This window comes from Micromonospora sp. C28SCA-DRY-2 (assembly GCF_030519475.1).
GTDB lineage: Bacteria > Actinomycetota > Actinomycetes > Mycobacteriales > Micromonosporaceae > Micromonospora.
This window is the reverse complement of record NZ_JAUMKD010000011.1, coordinates 19,478-37,594: the sequence shown is the minus strand read 5'-3', so window position 1 is coordinate 37,594 and position 18,117 is coordinate 19,478. Positions and strand designations below refer to the sequence as shown.

At 74.2% G+C, this 18,117-nt stretch carries 15 protein-coding genes and 1 riboswitch; of the genes, 5 read left to right on the top strand and 10 right to left on the bottom strand.

The window, feature by feature from the left end; translation table 11 throughout:
• Window positions 1-153 precede the first annotated feature (153 nt).
• A complete protein-coding gene (locus Q3W71_RS30025; protein WP_302922843.1) occupies window positions 154-2,244 on the bottom strand; it encodes a DUF6077 domain-containing protein in 2,091 nt (696 codons plus the stop codon).
• 151 nt (window positions 2,245-2,395) lie between these two features.
• Window positions 2,396-3,034 carry a TetR/AcrR family transcriptional regulator gene (locus Q3W71_RS30020; RefSeq protein WP_302922842.1) on the bottom strand — a complete coding sequence of 213 codons (639 nt, stop codon included), beginning with the start codon at window positions 3,032-3,034 and terminating at the stop codon, window positions 2,396-2,398.
• 179 nt (window positions 3,035-3,213) lie between these two features.
• Here Q3W71_RS30020 and Q3W71_RS30015 point away from each other — a divergent pair, with 179 nt between their 5' ends.
• The 5 genes from Q3W71_RS30015 (at window position 3,214) to Q3W71_RS29995 (ending at window position 9,033) form a co-directional block, all read left to right on the top strand.
• Window positions 3,214-4,110, top strand: a complete 897-nt coding sequence (locus Q3W71_RS30015; RefSeq protein ID WP_302922841.1) for an ABC transporter permease — start codon at window positions 3,214-3,216, stop codon at window positions 4,108-4,110.
• Window positions 4,103-4,921: an ABC transporter ATP-binding protein gene (locus tag Q3W71_RS30010; protein ID WP_302922840.1), complete on the top strand. Its 819-nt coding sequence runs from the start codon at window positions 4,103-4,105 to the stop codon at window positions 4,919-4,921. The genes Q3W71_RS30015 and Q3W71_RS30010 overlap by 8 nt, the downstream gene beginning before the upstream one ends.
• A gap of 133 nt (window positions 4,922-5,054) precedes the next feature.
• Entirely contained in the window at window positions 5,055-6,557 is a 1,503-nt protein-coding gene (locus Q3W71_RS30005; protein WP_302922839.1) for a bifunctional cytidylyltransferase/SDR family oxidoreductase, read from the top strand.
• Window positions 6,558-6,591: 34 nt separating this feature from the next.
• Window positions 6,592-8,301 carry a CDP-glycerol glycerophosphotransferase family protein gene (locus Q3W71_RS30000; RefSeq protein ID WP_302922838.1) on the top strand — a complete coding sequence of 570 codons (1,710 nt, stop codon included), beginning with the start codon at window positions 6,592-6,594 and terminating at the stop codon, window positions 8,299-8,301.
• A 186-nt stretch (window positions 8,302-8,487) separates the two neighbouring features.
• The gene (locus tag Q3W71_RS29995) at window positions 8,488-9,033 is read left to right on the top strand and encodes an acyltransferase (RefSeq protein WP_302922837.1); all 546 of its coding nucleotides are present in this window, start codon (window positions 8,488-8,490) and stop codon (window positions 9,031-9,033) included.
• Between the two features lie 98 nt (window positions 9,034-9,131).
• Here Q3W71_RS29995 and Q3W71_RS29990 read toward each other — a convergent pair whose 3' ends face one another.
• The 8 genes from Q3W71_RS29990 to Q3W71_RS29955 all read right to left on the bottom strand — a co-directional run bounded on the left by Q3W71_RS29990 (window position 9,132) and on the right by Q3W71_RS29955 (window position 18,053).
• A complete protein-coding gene (locus Q3W71_RS29990; RefSeq protein ID WP_302922836.1) occupies window positions 9,132-10,415 on the bottom strand; it encodes a nucleotide sugar dehydrogenase in 1,284 nt (427 codons plus the stop codon).
• A 119-nt stretch (window positions 10,416-10,534) separates the two neighbouring features.
• Window positions 10,535-11,569: a Gfo/Idh/MocA family protein gene (locus Q3W71_RS29985; RefSeq protein ID WP_302922835.1), complete on the bottom strand. Its 1,035-nt coding sequence runs from the start codon at window positions 11,567-11,569 to the stop codon at window positions 10,535-10,537.
• Entirely contained in the window at window positions 11,566-12,678 is a 1,113-nt protein-coding gene (locus Q3W71_RS29980; RefSeq protein WP_302922834.1) for a DegT/DnrJ/EryC1/StrS aminotransferase family protein, read from the bottom strand. Before Q3W71_RS29980 ends, Q3W71_RS29985 begins: the two co-directional genes overlap by 4 nt.
• 241 nt (window positions 12,679-12,919) lie before the next feature.
• On the bottom strand, window positions 12,920-13,666 hold the full coding sequence (locus Q3W71_RS29975) for an alpha/beta fold hydrolase (RefSeq protein ID WP_302922833.1): 747 nt from the start codon (window positions 13,664-13,666) through the stop codon (window positions 12,920-12,922).
• Between the two features lie 116 nt (window positions 13,667-13,782).
• Window positions 13,783-14,610 (bottom strand): C39 family peptidase, encoded by an 828-nt coding sequence (locus Q3W71_RS29970; RefSeq protein WP_302922832.1) that lies wholly within the window; start codon window positions 14,608-14,610, stop codon window positions 13,783-13,785.
• A 235-nt stretch (window positions 14,611-14,845) separates the two neighbouring features.
• A riboswitch (cyclic di-AMP (ydaO/yuaA leader) is annotated at window positions 14,846-14,987 on the bottom strand.
• 287 nt (window positions 14,988-15,274) lie between these two features.
• Window positions 15,275-16,033: a hypothetical protein gene (locus tag Q3W71_RS29965; RefSeq protein ID WP_302922831.1), complete on the bottom strand. Its 759-nt coding sequence runs from the start codon at window positions 16,031-16,033 to the stop codon at window positions 15,275-15,277.
• Window positions 16,034-16,158: 125 nt separating this feature from the next.
• Window positions 16,159-16,749: a hypothetical protein gene (locus Q3W71_RS29960; RefSeq protein WP_302922830.1), complete on the bottom strand. Its 591-nt coding sequence runs from the start codon at window positions 16,747-16,749 to the stop codon at window positions 16,159-16,161.
• A 92-nt stretch (window positions 16,750-16,841) separates the two neighbouring features.
• Entirely contained in the window at window positions 16,842-18,053 is a 1,212-nt protein-coding gene (locus tag Q3W71_RS29955) for an acyltransferase (RefSeq protein WP_302922829.1), read from the bottom strand.
• Between the last annotated feature and the right edge of the window lie 64 nt (window positions 18,054-18,117).

Genomic DNA, 18,117 nt, shown 5'->3' with positions numbered 1-18,117 from the left:
CGGGCCGTCAGCGCGTGCTGCGACCTTAACGCGAACGGACAGCCGGGCGTCGCTCGGGTATCCGGCACCTTTCGGTCAAACCAGCATCCGGCCGCCCGCGCCGCACCGCGGGGCCCGTTCCCACGGCGTCGTCGCGGACGGCCGGCGGGTCGGTCAGCCGCGCCGGTAGCAGGTCACCGCGCCGGGCGCCGGGCGCTCGGCGAACTGTTCGAAGCCGAGCCGCGGCGCCATCTGGCGGGCGTAGCTGTTGCCGTTGTAGACACAGATGGTGCCGACGCCGAGCCGGTCGATGGCCGCGGCCACCTCCGCCTCCGACGGGGTGATGGCGCCGTCGGCGAACTTGGCGAGCAGCAGCCGGTCCTTGGCGAAGTCGGAGTTCAGGTCGTACTCCACCAGGTAGAAGTCGCGGGGCAGGACCACCCGGACCCGGCTGGTGACGATCAGCGAGGTCCGCATGATCACCGACGGGGCGAGGACGAGGCCGTCCGGCCGGTCCAGGTCCTTGATCCAGAAGGCGATCCCCTGCCGCTGCTGCGGCAGCTTCCAGGTGGGCCGGTCGTGCACGGTGACCCAGCTCTCCTTCGACCACATCGGGGTGGCGAAGACCGCGAACGAGGCGACCATGGCCGCCGCGACGCCGACGCCGACCACCCGGCGCAGGGCCGGCATCCGCACGGGGACGTCCACCGTGCAGAGCAACCCGACCAGCGTGGGCAGCGCCAGCAGCCAGGGCACCCGCCAGAGCACCACCGAGATGCCACTGAGGTCGCTGAGCAGCTCCAGCACGCCGGGAACGAGCAGCACGCTGAGCGTCAGGGTGCCGCCGGCGGCGAGCAGCGCCGGGGTGCGCCGGCGGGCCAGCAGCGGGCCGCACCACAGCGCCAGCCCGCAGATCACCCCGACCACGCCGATCATCAGCGTCCGCCGGTAGGTGTACTCGGCGTCGAAGAACGCGTCGTCCGCGCCGGTGGCGGCCGCCATGTCGAGGACCAGCTGGGAGACCACCACCGAGCCCACCGGGTACGCCACCGCCGCCGCGCCGGCCAGCAGCGCGTCCTTCCAGCGGCCGACCAGCAGCATGGCGAACGCCGCCGCGCCGACCAGCATCGGCAGGATGATGGCGGCGGTGGTGGTGAGCCCGGTCGCGGTCACCGAGAGCGCGACGATGAGCAGCAGGCCCCAGCGCGAGCGGTTGTCGAACCAGTTGGTCAGGTAGAGCCACATCAGCGGGATGACCGCCGAGACGAACATCCCCTTGCCCTCGTAGAGCCGGGGCAGGTGGAAGGTGCCGAGCGCGGCGTCGCTGCCGGCCACCAGGTAGAGGAAGGCGACGGCCACGCTGAACGCGAGCAGCGGCCGGCGCGGGGCCCAGCGGTGCACCAGGCGCCAGAGGGCCAGGATGGCGAGCACCGCGAGCACCGGCAGCAGCACGTACCAGGTGGCGGAGGCGCCGTGGATGCCGAAGACCCGGCCGAGCGCCCCGGCGAACACCTCGATGGACGCGATCGGCGGCTGGGAACCCATCGGCGGCGCGACGTTCTCGGTGAACAGGAAGTCGTTGAGCGGGATGATGTCCCGCTCGGCCACCCACACCGACTTGCCGACGTAGTAGACGTCGTCCGGGGTGTTGCGGGCGATGAAGAACGAGGAGATGGCGACCAGCAGCGAGACGACCAGCGCGTACCCGGACTGGACGGCGGTCGGGACCGGCGCGGCCGACGCGGTCGCCGGCGAGCCGAGCCACATCCGGCGGATCAGCAGCATCCCGCCGACCGCCGCGACCGCCCCGGCGCTGGCCGGGACCCACCAGGACATCCCGTCGCCGGCCGTGGTGTTGGCCAGGCCGGCGGTGACCGCGGCCACCGCCGCCGCGGCCAGCACCACGACCAGCCAGCGGCGGGGGTACCCGGCCGTGTCCGGCTCGGCGGCCGTCGGCGCGGCGGGCGCCGCGGGGTCGGCCACGGGCGCCGACCGGTGCCGCCGCGCGGCCCGCAGCACCGCCGCCCCGGCCAGCACCACGCAGCTGACCAGCCAGATCGTGAAGGTCACCGACGGGGCCAGGTTGAACAGGAACGCCGCGTGGTAGAGCACCGTCCAGAGCGCGAACGCCAGCACGCCGGCGTCGGTGAGGACGGCGGGTGCGGCGGCGATCAGGGACCGGAGCCGGCCGGGTTCCGCCGGGGCCGGGGTCGCGGCGGCGCCGGAGCGCGGCGGGGCGACGGCGACGTGGTCGACTTTCGACACGGGGGGTCCTTGTCGTTGTACGGGCACGGTGTGGGCGATGAAACGGGACGGCGGGGCCGGCGGGGCCCGTCGGTGACCCGATTGGCAAGCAGAGTAGCCGGACCGCCCGGGCGCCGGTGTACGGCGCGGGTGGCACCGGCGGGTCGGCAGGTCAGCCGGTGACCGGTGCCTCCCGTTGCCGGGGCAGCGGCCCGTCGGCGCCCAGCCCGACCGCCACCGACTCGACCAGCGTGTCGAGGTAGCCGGCGGTGAGCGGGGTGCGGGCGATGGCGAGCCGCCAGTAGAGCGGGCCGACGATGAGGTCCACCGCCGCCTCCGGGTCGGTGTCGGCGGGCAGCTCGCCGCGCTGCACGGCGCGGCCGATCAGCCGGCCGCCGATCTCCTGCTGCCGGGCGCGCAGCACCCGCTGCAGGGTCTCGTCGATGGTCGGGTTGCGGGCCGCCTCGGCCAGCAGGTCGGGAATGATCTGCGAGGCCAGTGGGTGCCGCAGCGCGTGCGCCACCACCTGGAAGAGCAGTTCGAGGTCGCCGCGCAGGGTCCCGGTGTCCAGCGCCGGCAGCTTGCCGCCGGCCGCGGCGGAGACGATCTCCAGCACGAGTTCCAGTTTCGAGCTCCACCGCCGGTAGATCGCGGTCTTGCTCACCCCGGCGCGGCGGGCCACCGCCTCGATGGAGAGCCGGCCGTAGCCGACCGCCGCGAGCTCCTGCATCAGTGCCCGGCGGATGGCCGTGGTGATGTCGTCCCGGAGCACGGCCGCGCCGGCCGGCGTGCGCCGCTTCTCGGTCGTCACCTGGGACTCTTCTCGGCTGTCACGTGGAACAATGTAGCGCAACGACGGTACGGTTGCGTCCCGACGTGTTTTGAACTACGGTCCACGCAGCGACGGGGGCGGCGCTCCACGCACTGGCCACGCTAGATTCCATCGTCGCGCGCATCCCCGTTGACCCGAAAGATCGGAGCGCCCATCCCATGGCCGACACGGCGCTGGCCGACCCCGACGCCGGCCTCACCCAGGCGCAGCTCGCCGCCCGGTACGGGCTGCGGGTCGCCGGCGAACGCCCCTCGCTGGCCGAGTACAGCCGGCGGCTCTGGCACTACCGGCACTTCATCTCCGCGTACGCGAACGCCAAGCTGGTCGCGTCGTTCAGCAATGCCAAGCTGGGGCAGCTGTGGCAGGTGCTCACCCCGCTGACCAACGCGGCGGTCTACTACCTGATCTTCGGCCTGGTGCTGGAGCAGCGGGAGATCCCGAACTTCATCGCGTACCTCTGCACCGGCCTGTTCATCTTCAACTTCACCCAGACGGCGGTGCAGAACGGCACCCAGTCGATCACCGGCAACCTGGGCCTGATCCGGGCGCTGCACTTCCCCCGGGCCTGCCTGCCGCTCGCGGTCACCGTGACCCAGTTCCAGCAGCTGCTCGGGGCGATGGTGGTGCTGATCGCGATCGTGCTGGTCACCGGCGAGCCGATCACGCTGGCCTGGCTGGTGCTGGTGCCGGCGATCCTGCTCCAGACGATCTTCAACGCCGGGCTCACCATGGCGGTGGCCCGCCTCGGCGCGAAGGTGGCCGACCTGAAGCAGGTCATGCCGTTCCTGCTGCGCGCCTGGATGTACGGCTCCGGGGTGCTCTACAGCGTCACGCTCTTCGAGGAGAACCTGCCCGGCTGGGCCACCCGGCTGGTGGAGCTGAACCCGATGCTGGTCTACATCGAGCTGGGCCGGGTCGCCCTGCTGGAGGACGCCCCGCTGCTCAACTCCTCCCTGTCGCAGCTCTGGCTGGTGGCGGTGGGCTGGGCGATCGTGATGGGCGCCGGGGGTTTCCTCTACTTCTGGCGCGGCGAACAGGAGTACGGCCGTGGTTGAGCACTTCGAGACGTCCAACGACGTGACGGTCACCCTGCCCCGGATCCGGGAGCGGATCCCGACGGTGGTGGTCGACGACGCGCACGTGATCTACCGGGTGCACAAGGGCGCCGGTGGCGGCGGCGGGCCGGTGGGCGCGCTGAAGCGGATCGTGACCCGCACCTCCGCGCCGAACATCCGCGAGGTGCACGCGGTCAAGGGGGTCAGCTTCACCGCGTACCGGGGCGAGGCGATCGGGCTGATCGGCAGCAACGGCTCGGGCAAGTCGACGATCCTGCGGGCGATCGCCGGCCTGCTGCCGGTGAACCGCGGCGCGATCTACACCCAGGGCCAGCCGTCGCTGCTGGGCGTGAACGCCGCCCTCTTCAACGACCTCGCCGGCGAGCGCAACGTCGTGCTGGGCTGCCTGGCGATGGGGATGCACCCGGCCGAGGTGCAGCGACAGACCCCGGAGATCATCGAGTTCTCCGGGATCAACCAGCGCGGCGACTTCGCCTCGCTGCCGATGCGCACCTACTCCTCCGGCATGGCCGCCCGGCTGCGCTTCTCCATCGCCGCGGCGAAGAAGCACGACGTGCTGCTCATCGACGAGGCGCTGGCCACCGGCGACAAGGGCTTCCGCAAGCGCAGCGAGCAGCGGGTGCGGGAGCTGCGGGAGAGCGCCGGCACGGTGTTCCTGGTCAGCCACCAGCTCTCCTCCGTCCGCGACACGTGCGAACGGACAATCTGGTTGGAATCGGGCGTCCTGCGGATGGACGGCCCGACCGACGAGGTGGTCCGGGCCTACGAGGCGTTCGCCAACGGCAAGTAGGCCGAGCCATCGACCCGCGTACGCGCGGGCCGCGTCGTCGCGTTGGGGCGGCGCGGCCGGCGCGTTAAGGTTCATCCCGTCGCCGCGCCGGCGGAACCTTCTGTTCACGTACCCCTGAGAGTGAGGATCGGCAATGACGCAGGACCACACCACTGGCCCGGACGCCGCGCCGCAGACCCCGGCGCCGTGGCGGCCCTCGCGGACGGTGGCGGTGGTCCTGGCGGGTGGCACCGGGACCCGGCTGGGCCTCGGCATCCCCAAGCAGTTGCTGAAGATCGCCGGCAAGCCGATCATCGAGCACACCCTGGCGGTCTTCGAGGCGGCCCCGGAGATCGACGAGATCATCGTGCTGATGGCCGCCGGCCACGTCGCCGAGGCCCAGCAGATCGTCGAGAAGGCCGGCTTCCGCAAGGTCAGCAAGGTGATCGAGGGCGGTGACACGCGCAACGCCACCACCCGGATCGCGCTGGACGCGGTCGGCCCGGACGACTGCAACATCCTCTTCCACGACGCGGTCCGGCCCCTGGTCAGCGGCCGGATCGTGCGGGAGTGCGTGAACGCGCTCTGGACGTACTCGGCGGTCGACGTGGCCATCCCGTCGGCCGACACGATCATCCAGGTCGACGAGAACGACTGCATCACCGACATCCCGGTACGGTCGTCGCTGCGCCGGGGGCAGACCCCCCAGGCGTTCCGCTCCGGCACCATCCGGGAGGCGTACCGGCGCGCCGAGGGCGACCCGAACTTCGCCGCCACCGACGACTGCGGCGTGGTGCTGCGCTACCTGCCGGGCACGCCGATCAAGGTGATCGACGGCTCGGACGAGAACATCAAGGTCACCCACCCGGTCGACGTGCACCTGGCGGACAAGCTCTTCCAGCTCGCCGCCGCCCAGGCGCCCCGGCTGACCGACCACCGCAGCTACACCGAGGAGCTGACCGGCCGGACGATCGTGGTGTTCGGCGGCAGCTACGGCATCGGGCACGACCTGACCGAGCTGGCCCGCCGCTACGGCGCCCAGGTCTTCCCGTTCAGCCGCTCCAGCACCGGCACCCACGTCGAGCGCGCCGCCGACGTCGAGGCGGCGCTGAAGACCGCCTTCGAGGCCACCGGACGGATCGACCACGTGGTGGTCACCGCCGGCATCCTGGAGAAGGGCGCCCTCGTCGAGATGGACGAGGAGACCATGGACCGGGTGCTCCAGGTCAACTTCGTCGGGCCGGTCATCGCCGCCCGGCAGGCGCTGCCCTACCTCCAGCAGACCAAGGGCCAGCTGCTGCTCTACACCTCCAGCTCCTACACCCGGGGCCGGGCCCAGTACGCGCTCTACTCGTCCACCAAGGCGGCGCTGGTCAACCTCACCCAGGCGCTGTCCGACGAGTGGGCCGAGTTCGGCGTCCGGGTCAACTGCATCAACCCGGAGCGGACCGCCACCCCGATGCGCACCAAGGCGTTCGGCGAGGAGCCGGAGCACACCCTGCTCGCCGCCGAGACCGTGGCCCGGGCGTCGCTGGACGTGCTGATCTCCGACCTCACCGGCCAGGTGATCGACGTCCGCCGGGCGCCGGGCGAGGTGCCCAGCCAGCCGACGCCGGCGCAGGCCGAGCAGGCGGCGGGCGCCGCGGTCGGCGGCTGAGCCGGGCCCGGCGACGGCGGGAGGCGCAGCCGAGATGCGTGGTGACCTGGTTCGGAAACTGGTCGCCCGGGGCCTGACCACCGGGCTGGCCGTGCTGGCGTTCCTGGTGGTGGCGCTGACCGGCGCCACCGGCTGGGGGCTCGGCCTGGCGGTGGCCGCGCTGGCCGCGGCGGCGTGGGAGCGGCGGGTCCGCCCGGGCGCCGACAGCGTGCCGGAGACCGTGCTGGTCGCGGCCGGCATCCTGGTCGGCTACGCCCGGCGGCTCGACGCCGGGTTCGATCCGGTGCTGGCCGCCACCGCGCTCGTCCTGCTGGGTCTGGTGCTGCTCGTCGGGCCGCTGCGCGACGCCGGCAACCTGGAGATCCGGGCCGCCAACCTGCCCGTGCGTGGCTGGACGCCGCTGGTCGCCGCACAGTTGGGCAGCGCCCTGCTCGGGCTGCTCGCGGTGGTGGCGCTGGCGGCCGCGTTCGCGCTGCCCGCCGCCGTCGCGCTGGTCGCCAGCCTGCTGGTCGGCGCGAGCGCCGGCGCGGTCGGCCTCGACCTGGCCCGGCGGCGGTTCCGGCCGCCGGCCGGCGGGTCGGCGGTGACCCGGGCGCTGCGCCGGCACCAGCCCGAGTTCCTGCTGCACTTCTCCGCGCCGCCCGGCTCCGAGTACCAGGTCACCATGTGGCTGCCGTACCTGGAGCGGATCGGCCGGCCGTTCCTGGTGATGGTGCGCGAGCCGGAGTTCCTGCGCACGATCGCGGCGGCCACCACCGCCCCGGTGGTCTACTGCCCCACGCTGAAGGCGATGGACGAGGCGCTGGTGCCGAGCCTGCGGGTGGCCTTCTACGTCAACCACGGCGCGAAGAACAGCCACTGCATCCGGTTCACCCAGCTCACCCACGTGCAACTGCACCACGGCGACAGCGACAAGGCGCCCAGCGCCAACCCGGTCTCGGCGATCTTCGACCGGATCTTCGTGGCCGGCGAGGCCGCCATCGACCGGTACGCGCGGGCCGGGGTGGAGATCCCGGCCGAGAAGTTCGAGGTGGTCGGCCGGCCGCAGGTGGAGGCGATCGAGGTCCGCCCGGAGCCGGTCCGCGGCCTGACGCAGCCGACCGTGCTCTACACGCCGACCTGGACCGGGCACCACGCGGACGCCAACTACTGCTCGCTGCCGGTGGCGGAGACGCTGCTGCGCCGGCTGCTGGCGCGCGGCGCCACGGTGATCCTGCGGGCCCACCCGTACACCGCGCAGAACCCGGCCTCGGCCCGCCAGCTGGGCCGGCTCACCGAACTGCTGGCCGCCGACCGGGCGAAGACCGGCCGGCAGCACGTCTTCGGCGCCGCCGCCCGCGAGCTGACCCTGACCGAGTGTGTGAACCGCTCGGACGCGCTGGTCTCCGACGTGTCCGGGGTGATCTCCGACTACCTCTACTCGGGCAAGCCGTACGCGGTGACCGACATGGGCGGCGACGGCGACCGGTTCACCGAGCGCTTCCCGCTGGCCGGCTCCGGCTACGTGCTGCGCCGGGACATGTCCAACGTCGACGAGGTGCTCACCGCGCTGCTAGACACCGACCCGCTGGCCCCGGACCGGTGGGCCACCCGGCGCCGCTACCTGGGCGACTTCCCGGCCGAGTCGTACGCGGAGGCGTTCCTGGCCGCCGCCCGGCGGGAACTCGACCGGGGCGGCCGGCCGCCGGCGCCCCGGACCGGCGGGCTGCCGGTCGAACCGGAGACCGTCGCCCCTGCCACCTGACCGGTCCTTCGCGGCGGTCGGCTCGACGGCCGACGTGCGGAACCCGCCACACCCGGCCGGCCCCGCCGGCCCGGACGCGGCGCGCGGTGACCGGGATGAGGGCCACCACGGCGCGGTGGCGGGCCAAATCGGACAACAAGGGCGTATCCTACGCCGAGTCCCGCTACCCGAGTCCTGCGAGTTGACATGGCTGACACCGCGCTCTCCCCGGTCTTCGTCCACCCCACCGCCGACGTCGAGGAGGGCGCCTACGTCGGGGACGGCACCAAGGTCTGGCACCTGGCGCACGTCCGGTCCTCCGCCCGGGTCGGCGCCGGCTGCGTCATCGGCCGCAACGTGTACGTCGACGCCGGGGTGACCGTCGGCGACCTGGTGAAGATCCAGAACAACGTCTCCGTCTACCGGGGCGTCACGCTGGAGGACGAGGTCTTCGTCGGCCCGTGCGTGGTCTTCACCAACGACCTGCGCCCCCGCGCGCAGAACCCGGACTGGACGATCACGCCGACCCTGGTCCGCCGGGGCGCCTCGATCGGCGCCAACGCCACCCTGGTCTGCGGCATCGAGGTGGGCGCGTACGCGATGGTCGCGGCCGGCTCGGTGGTGACCCGGGACGTGCCGCCGTACCAACTCGTGGCCGGGAACCCGGCCCGCCCGCTGGGCTGGGTGGACGCGAGGGGCGAGGTGGTCTCCCGCGACCCGGGCACCCGCCCCGCCGGCCTCGACGAGGGCTGACCGGACGAGCCACGCCGGCCCCGGGGCCCGGCCCGCGAGGCACGCTCCCGGTAGCCGTTCCGCGGCGCCCCCGCCCACGGGCGTCGGCCGCCCGGCGGTCAGGCGCCGATCACGATCCGCCGGACGCCGGTCCAGCGCGCCGGGTCGGTGACCCGGCGACCGTCCACCAGTACCCGCACCGAGGGCAGGTCGGCGGGGGTCAGCGACCGGTACTCCGGGTGGTCGGCCTGGATCACCGCGGCGGTGACGGCCTGGTCGGCGTACGCCGGCAGCCCCAGCGCGGTCAGCTCGGCGGCCGTGTACATCGGGTCGCAGACGTACGGCCGGGCACCCCGGGCGCGCAGCGCGTCGACGGTCGGGAAGACGCCGGAGAAGGCGGTCTCCTTCACCCCGCCCCGGTAGGCGGCGCCGAGGACCAGCACCTCCACCCCGGTCAGGTCGCCGTACGCGGTGGCGAGCAGGTCGACGGCGTACTGCGGCATCTGCGCGTTGGCCTCCCGGGCCGCGCGGACCACGCTCGCGGCCGGGTCGTTCCACAGGTACATCCGGGGGTAGACCGGGATGCAGTGCCCGCCGACCGCGATGCCGGGCTGGTGGATGTGGCTGTACGGCTGGGTGTTGCAGGCCTCGATCACGGTGGTGACGTCGACCCCGACGGTGGCGGCGAACCGGGCGAACTGGTTGGCCAGCCCGATGTTCACGTCCCGGTAGGTGGTCTCGGCCAGCTTCGCCAGCTCCGCCGCCTCGGCCGAGCCGAGATCCCACACCCCGTTGGCCCGGGGCAGGTCCGGCCGGGGGTCGAACTGGAGCACCGACTCGTAGAACGCCACGCCCCGCGCTGTCGACGCCCGGTCCACCCCGCCGACCAGCTTCGGGTAGCGGCGCAGGTCGGCGAAGACCCGGCCGGTGAGCACCCGCTCGGGGCTGAACACCAGGTGGAAGTCCTCGCCCACGGTCAGCCCGCTGCCCCGCTCCAGCATCGGGGCGAAGCGGTGCCGGGTGGTGCCCACCGGCAGCGTGGTCTCGTAGCTGACCAGGGTGCCCGGCCGGAGCCCGGCCGCCACCGCCCGGGTCGCGTCGTCCATCCACCCGAAGTCCGGCATCCCCCGGCCGTCCACGACGAGCGGCACCACCAGGACCACCGCCTCACAGCGGGCGACGGCCGCCGCGGTGTCGGTGGTCGCCGACAACATCCCGGCCGCCACCACCTCCTTCAGCCGGACGTCCAGGTCGGCCTCGCCCGGGAACGGGACCGCCCCGTCGTTGACCAGCCCGACGACCCGCTCGGAGACGTCGGCGCCGATCACCCGGTGCCCGCTCGTCGCGAACTGCACGGCGAGCGGCAGCCCGATCTTCCCGAGGGCGACGACACAGATGTTCATGGCTCTTCTTTCTTCGTCATGTCATGGACCCGGGAGCCGGCCGATCCGGTGGCCCGGGCGCTACGGCGATAACGAGCCGGCCGCACGGTTGGTGCCGCGAGGGCCGGTACGGCCGGGGGTCAGGACAGCGGGACGGTCGCGGGGTGCTCGGGTGCGGCGTCGGCATCGATCTCGACGGTGCTGCCCTCGGCGGCCGACTGGAGCAGCGCGGCGGCGACCCGCACCGTGCGCAGCCCCTGCCGCAGGGTGACGATGTCGCTCTCCTTGCCGTCGACCGCGTCGCGGAACCGCTCGTGCTCCACCAGCAGCGGCTCGCGCTTCGGGATCGCGTACCGGACCATGTCGCCCTCGGCCACGCCGCGGAAGGCGCGCAGCGCCTCCCACTCGGTGTCGATCGCCCCGTTGGCGTACCAGGTCAGGTCGGCGGTGAGGGTGTCGGCGACGAAGCAGCCCCGCTCGCCGGTGACCACCGTGGACCGCTCCTTCAGCGGGCTCAGCCAGTTGACCAGGTGGTTGACCATCGCGCCGCCGGCCAACTGGCCGACCGCGGCGACCATGTCCTCGTGCAGCCGGCCGCTGCGCGAGACGGTCCGCGCCGACACGGTCCGGTACTCCCGGCCGACCACCCAGCTGGTCAGGTCGATGTCGTGGGTGGCCAGGTCCATCACCACGCCCACGTCGGCGATCCGGTGCGGGAACGGCCCCTGCCGCCGGGTGACCACCTGGAACACCTCGCCCAGCTCGCCGGCCTCCAGCCGCAGGCGCAGGCTCTGCAGGGCCGGGTTGTACCGCTCGATGTGGCCGACCCCGGCCACCAGGCCGGCGGCCTCGAACGCGTCGACCAGGCGGCCGGCGGCGGCCACCGAGGGGGCGAGCGGCTTCTCGACGAGCGCGGGCACCCCGCTGGCGGCCAGCGCCAGACCGACCTGCTCGTGCAGCGCCGTCGGGCAGGCGACCACCGCGTAGTCGACGCCGAGCGCCAGCAGGGCGTCCAGGTCGGGTACGACCGGCACCCGGAGCGCGCCGGCCGGATCGCCCGCCGGGTCGACGACGCCGACCAGCTCCACCCCGTCCAGGGCGGCGAGGACCCGGGCGTGGTTACGCCCCATCGCGCCGAGGCCGATCAGGCCGGCGCGCAGCCGGGCCCGGGTCATCGGGCACCCCCGGCCAGGTTGGCGCCCTCGGCGACCCGCTCCAGGTCCCGCTGGGACAGCGTCGGGTGCACCGGCAACGAGAGCACCTCGGCGGCGGCCCGGTCGGTCTCCGGCAGGTCCCACGGACCCGGTCGGCCGTCGTCGGCGAGGTAGGGCCGGAGGCGGTGGATCGGCGTGGGGTAGTAGACCGCGTTGCCGACGCCCAGCTCGGTGAGGCGCCGCCCGGCCGCGTCGCGGCGACCGCCCGGCACCCGCACCGTGTACTGGTGGTAGACGTGCCGGGCGGCGTCGGCGACCGGCGGGGTGAGCAGGCCGGTGATCCGGGCGTCGAGCAGCTTCGCGTTGGCCCGCCGCTGCTCCGTCCACTCCGGCAGTTGACGCAGCTGCACCCGGCCGATCGCCGCCGCCACGTCGGTCATCCGCATGTTGGCGCCGACGATCTCGTTGGCGTACCGCTGCTCCATGCCCTGGTTGCGCAGCAGCCGCAGGGTACGGGCCAGCTCGCCGTCGGCGGTGCTGACCATGCCGCCCTCCAGGGAGTGCATGTTCTTGGTGGGGTAGAAGCTGAAGCAGCCGGCCGTGCCGAACGCGCCGACCGGCCGTCCGGCCAGGGTGGCGCCGTGCGCCTGGGCGGCGTCCTCGACCACGGCCAGCCCGTGCCGGTCGGCGATCGCCATGATCCGGTCCATCGCGGCGGGGTGGCCGTAGAGGTGCACCGGCAGGATCGCCACCGTGCGCGGGGTGACCGCCGCGGCGACCGCCGCCGGGTCGAGGCAGAAGCTGGCCGGTTCGATGTCGACGAAGACCGGCCGGGCGCCCACCAGCCGGACCGCGTTGGCGCTGGCGGCGAAGGAGAACGACGGGACGATCACCTCGTCGCCGGGGCCGAATCCGAGCGCCATCAGGGTCAGCTGGAGGGCGGACGTGCCCGAGTTGACAGCGACGCAGTGCCGGCCGGCGACCAGCTCGCCGAACTCCGCCTCGAACGCGGCCACCTCCGGCCCCTGCACGACGCGGCCGCTGCGCAGCACCCGCACCGCCGCCTCGATCTCGGCCTCGCCGATGACCGGCCTCGCCGGTGGAATCACTTCTGTGGTCAGCCCGGCCATGGGGCTTCCTCCTGTCGAACAGCTACCGCGTCCGGATCGGACGCGGCGCTACGTCGTTCGGATGTGGACAGGAGGGGTGGTGGGGTTACGGACGGGTGACCCGGTGGGGGTCGGCGCGGAAGGGCCACCCGGACAAACAGGACGCCCGGCGTACTCCGGGACGTACGGGCATGTTATCCCGAGGACTCGGGGCGTCGCGGCACAACACCCTGATCCCCGCCGGGAACCGGCGCGGCGGGGCTCAGCGGTACGGGTCGACCAGGGCGAGCACCGACTCCGGGTCCTCCACGTGCGCGTTGTGCCCGAGACCGGGCAGCGTCACCACCGGCACCCCGAACTCCTTGAGCTGCTCGTCGGAGACCATCGGGTCACGCTCGCCGCGCGCCAGCACCACCGGCACGTCGGTCGCCGCCAGCAGAGCCGGCAGGTCCGGCTCCCCCACCGCGAACGCGGCGTTGTCCATCGCCAGCCGCCAGCGGCCGTCGACCTGCCGCAGCCCGGCCTCGACGACGGGATGGTCCGGGGCGAACAGTCCGGTCAGCCCGGCCACCCGCAGGTAGCGACGGGCCGCCTCGTCGCGGCTGGCGAACCAGGTGACCGGGCGGGCGGCCAGCTCGGCGGTCCGCTCCAGTTCGGCCGGCGACCAGACCGCCTTGATGCCGAGCCCGACCACCGCGTCCACCGTCAGCCCGGCGGTACGCGCGGCCAGCGCCAGACCCACCACGCCGCCGAGGGAGTGCCCCAGCACGACGAGCCGGTCACCCGGCTTCAGGCCACCGGCGACCTGCCCGGCCAGCCCGGCGAAGGAGTACCGCGGCAGCGGCGGGGACCAGCCGTGCCCGGCCAGGTCCGGCGCCAGCCACCGGCCGGCCCACCGGCGCTCCAGCAGGGGCGCCCAGGGCAGCCACACCTCGCCGGTGGCGCCCATGCCGTGCAGCAGCAGCAGGAGCGGTCGCCCGCCGTCCCGGGTACCCGATTCGTCGACCATAGGGCGCAGTGTGCCACCGGTCGGACACCCGGGGCGAGAGCCGGGCGCCCCTACGCGCCGGGCGCCGGCCCCCGTGGTGGGGAGCCGGCGCCCGAGACGGAGGGACGCGGCGGCGGTCAGGCGGAGTAGCCGCGGGTCGCCGCCCAGTTCGCCAGGTCGATGGTGGTCATCCAGTACGAGGCGGTGGCCGGGTTCGCCGAGTCGGCGATCTTCACCAGCCGGCCGTCGTCGTCGTAGCCGACCACGGCGATGTAGTGCCCGCCGGGGAAGGAGTGCCAGCCGCCGCCGGTGTCGGTGGCGCTGCCGGCCACGTTCACCACAACACCGCGCTTGTCGGTGATGGCCCGGACCACGTCGGCCTGGAGCTGGTCCATCTGGGCCGGGGTGGCGGCCCCGCCCGGGATCATCCGGGTCCGGTACGGGTCGCCCTTCACCACCGCGTTGAGCACCCGGGTGGTGTCGTTGGCGGAGTTGGTGCCCATCTCGGTGGTGCCCAGCTGGGCGCCGAGGGCGTCCTGGCTGCGGTCGATACCGGCGGCGCTGAGCGCGTTCCGCACGGCCGCCGGGCCGCAGTTGTAGAAGGTCGTCTGGGCCTGGTAGTCGTAGTCGAGGACCTTGCGCGACGGCGGCTTCGGCGCCGCCTTGCGGGTCAGGTCCGGGTTCGGCGCGGCCGACGAGGCGGCGGCCGAGGGAGCGGCGCTGGACGGGGCGGCGCTCGACGGGGCGGCGCCGATCCGGGCCTCGCCACGCGACGCCACGGCGGGCGCGTCACGCAGTTCGGCGACCGTGGCCTGGGCCGGCGCCGAGGTCGGGGCCTCGTCGGTGCCGGCGGCGAGCGCGCCGGCGCCGGAGGCCAGCACCAGGGCCGCGGCCGAGGCGGCGGCCACCTGGTAGGGGCGCTCGGTGGCGATGCGCCGCAACTGGCGCTTGAGGTGGTGCTTCATGGTTCCTCCACGGGACTCGGGGGCGAGCGGCGCACACGCGGTGCCGGCGGGCAGGCCGGCTCGACCGCGCGGACCCCTGGTCCGCGGGTTGGTGGGCCACTCAGGGAAGCGCCCGGACGTCGGGCGGGGCGGTTGCCGGCGGGTCAGCTCGCGACCGGGGCGAGCAGGACGGGCACCGCGGGGCCGTGGAGGCGGGGGAAGAACCGAGGGGTGGGATCGTGCTGCACGAGGATGGAACTCCTTCCGACACCGCCGACCGGGTTAGCTGACGGATTCGGGCGGGAAGTACGCCCTACCACGGGCCGCGGCCCGCGGATTCACCCCAGAGGTGCATTGGTTCCCCGGTTCGTGTGATCACGATTGAGCGGGTCGGCGCGGCGTCGCCTCTTGCGATCGGTTACCGCACCGGACGGGCCGACACTACTGGTCGGTTCGGAGCCTGCCAAGCCCGGTTCACCTGCGTAAACCTGCTTCGGCGCGACAATTTTGCGGTCAGTTACGCACTGGCGTGACTCAATGGGACAGCCCTCTCCGACCGCGTTACCGGGCGACAATCGGACAAGCGTGCGGCGTCGGCCGGGAATTGTCGGCGCACCTCGGCCGGTCCGTGCCGGATGACCGTTTTCCCATCGGCTGTGACCGGCGTCACCGGAATATTTCCCGATCAACCAACCCGGGCCGGGCGCCACCGGGCCGGGGCCACGGAACGGGCCGGCACCGCGTCGACCCGGGACGCGGGCAGCCGGCCCGGCCGGAGCCGGGCCGCGGCGGCGTACGCCTCGGCGGCGAGGGCCCGCGCCGCCTCGGCGGCCAGTTCGGCGTCCCGCCACGCCGACCGCTCCCGCTCGGCGGCCAGCCGGTAGCCGGCCCGGCGCTGCTCGCGTACCGCCCGGGCGAGCACGATCTCCTGCTCCACCGGGTGCCGCCGGGGATCCCAGCCGGCCCGGTGGCAGAACACGTCGGACAGCTGCCGGGCGGACAGTTCCCCGCGCCAGTGGGCGGCCATCGCCGCGTGGTGCAGCCAGCGCTCGCGGGCGGCGTACTCGGCCGGTGTGCGCGGGGTGCGCGGGGCCGGCAGGGCGGCGGCCCCGGCGAACCGGCGGGCGGCGGTCTCCGCCTCGTCGTAGGCCTGCCAGGTGCGCTCCACCTCGGCCTGCGCGGCGAGCCAGTCGGCACGCCGGCGGCGGGCGGTCTGCGCCGCACGGGTGGCGGCGACGGCCACCTCCTCGGCGTACCGGCGCAGATCGGCGAGGTCGGGCTCGGCCGGCTCGGCGGCCGCCGGGGCGGACTCCTCGTCCGTGGGGCGCTCCGGGCGGGCGACCAGCACGGTGAGCACGGTCAGCGCCAGCACCAGCAGGCCGGACCAGATGGCGGCGGCCCGCGGCACGTCGATCAGGAACTGGTGGTAGAGGACGGTCTCCAAGGTCGGCACCTCACGGGGGAAGCGGATGCGGAAGCGGGAGCCGCGCCCGGACGTGGTGGAAACACCGCCGACGCCGGACGGGGGCGGATTGCGATCGCGGGCGGGGCGGGGACCCCGCGGACGGATCAGGCGTGCGGCGGGGCGCGCGGGGTGCGGACGGCCGGGACGGACCCGGCCGGCACCGGCGCGGCAGCGGCGAGGGCCGCGGGTGGGGCGGCGGCCGGCACGACCCAGGCGACCCCGCCGGCGAGCGCGGCGGGCCGCTCGTCGCCGGCGGCCGTCGACGCGGACCCGGCGAGCACGACGGCCGCCCCGGAGGAAACAGCGAGGCCGGGGACCGGGCGGCCGGTCGGACCGGCGACGGCGACACCCGGGACCGGCTCGCCGGCGAGGCCGACGCCGTGGACGGGGCGGCCGGCGAGGGCGGCGTCGTGGACCGGGTGGCCGGTCGGGCCGGTGAGAGCGGCCCGGTGCGCCGGGTGGGCCCCGGGTCCGTCGGCGAAGGCCGCGCCGGGCCGGGTCGACGCGACCGGACCGGCCGGCGTGTCGGTGAGGCGGGGCACGGCGGCGCACACCGCCGGCTCCGGGCCGGCCGGTGCGGCGACCGCGCCGGGCGCTCCGAGGGCGATCGCCACGGCGACGGCGAGGCCGGCCGTCAGTCGCGCGGCCCAGCGCGCCACCCACCACAACGGACAGGTGAGCGCGACCGGAAGCACGACGACAACGCTACCGCCCGGCCCGGTCCCCCGCACCGCTGCCGGGCGTGTCGCGGTTTCGCCGCGCCGACGGCACGACCAGGGTGGACGGGTCAGCGCGAGTCGACGTACGCCGATGGCCGCTCGGGCGCGCGCGGGCTCGGCACGGCGCTGCCCGGGGCCGGCGGGGTGGGCGTGCCGGCTGCCGCGTCCGGCACCGCGCCGCCGACCGTCCGCTTCGGACGGCGCGGCGCCAGCCGGCGCATCATCGGCGTCTCGACCCAGCGGTGCAGCAGCGCGGCCAGCCCCAGGTTCAGCAGCAGGAAGCCGAGCACCACGAGCAGGCCCCACCAGCCGGTGAAGCCGGTCCCCCAGTCCCCGGTGAGCCGGAGCACGGTGATCATCACGAAGACGTGCACCAGGTAGAAGGCGAACGAGACCTCACCGAGCCAGATCATCGGCCGGGAGCGCCACGGCGAGCGCAGCCCGCGCACGTCGGCGTCCGCCGCCGCGGTGATGACCAGGATGTACGCCACCGAGAGCAGCGCCGCCCACAGCTCGGCCCGGATCCACTGCGCGGCGACCACCCAGGTGACCGCGAAGATCAGGCTGGCCAGCGGCAGTCCCGGCCCCCGCCACCGGCCCCGGCGCATCAGCTCGGCCGCGGCCACCCCCATCCAGAACTCCAGCGACCGCACCGGCGGGAAGACCTGGGTGAACCACCAGCGGTCGGCCTCGGGCACCAGGGCCTGGCCGGGCCAGAGCGCGAGGATCAGCAGCGGCACCCCGACCACCACCGCCCACAGTGCCCCGGACCGGGCCCGGCGCACCAGGGGCAGCACCAGCGGCAGGCAGAAGTAGAAGAAGAACTCGCAGGACAGCGACCAGCTCACGGTGTTGACGCTGTAGAAGTAGCCGGGTCGCGGGTCCCAGGCCTGCACCAGGAAGAGGTTTTCCAGCGCGGCGCCGACGTCGACCGGGTCGGCGAACCAGAGCCCGACCAGCAGGACCAGCGCCCAGAGCAGCAGGTGGTTGGGGTAGATCTTGGCGAACCGGCGACGCCAGAAGGCCCACGGGGAGTCGCCGGGACGGGCCGACCAGACCAGCACGAACCCGCTCAGGATGAAGAAGAACTGCACGCCGGACAGGCCCAGGGTGAAGAACCAGTTCACCACGGCCTGGTGGTCGGGCTCCGCGATGATCCGCATGGTGCCGGCGTGGAAGCCGAAGACCAGCAGCGCGGCGATCCAGCGCAACCCGGTCAGCGACGGCAGGCGGTTGGCGGACCGCGTGGTGCAGCCCGGCGCGACGGTGGCGCCCGTCATGCGCGACTCCCGGCAGTCGGCGAGCTGACCAGCACGTACGGCTCCTTCTCGGCGGCGTCATGGG

What these genes read in the sequence shown, in the direction of transcription:
- Q3W71_RS30015 (WP_302922841.1), top strand. Translation starts at nt 3,214, where the DNA reads ATGGCCGACACGGCGCTGGCCGACCCCGACGCCGGCCTCACCCAGGCG.
- Q3W71_RS30005 (WP_302922839.1), top strand. Translation starts at nt 5,055, where the DNA reads ATGACGCAGGACCACACCACTGGCCCGGACGCCGCGCCGCAGACCCCG.
- Q3W71_RS30000 (WP_302922838.1), top strand. Translation starts at nt 6,592, where the DNA reads ATGCGTGGTGACCTGGTTCGGAAACTGGTCGCCCGGGGCCTGACCACC.
- Q3W71_RS29995 (WP_302922837.1), top strand. Translation starts at nt 8,488, where the DNA reads ATGGCTGACACCGCGCTCTCCCCGGTCTTCGTCCACCCCACCGCCGAC.
- Q3W71_RS29990 (WP_302922836.1), bottom strand. Translation starts at nt 10,415, where the DNA reads ATGAACATCTGTGTCGTCGCCCTCGGGAAGATCGGGCTGCCGCTCGCC.
- Q3W71_RS29985 (WP_302922835.1), bottom strand. Translation starts at nt 11,569, where the DNA reads ATGACCCGGGCCCGGCTGCGCGCCGGCCTGATCGGCCTCGGCGCGATG.
- Q3W71_RS29980 (WP_302922834.1), bottom strand. Translation starts at nt 12,678, where the DNA reads ATGGCCGGGCTGACCACAGAAGTGATTCCACCGGCGAGGCCGGTCATC.
- Q3W71_RS29975 (WP_302922833.1), bottom strand. Translation starts at nt 13,666, where the DNA reads ATGGTCGACGAATCGGGTACCCGGGACGGCGGGCGACCGCTCCTGCTG.
- Q3W71_RS29970 (WP_302922832.1), bottom strand. Translation starts at nt 14,610, where the DNA reads ATGAAGCACCACCTCAAGCGCCAGTTGCGGCGCATCGCCACCGAGCGC.
- Q3W71_RS29955 (WP_302922829.1), bottom strand. Translation starts at nt 18,053, where the DNA reads ATGACGGGCGCCACCGTCGCGCCGGGCTGCACCACGCGGTCCGCCAAC.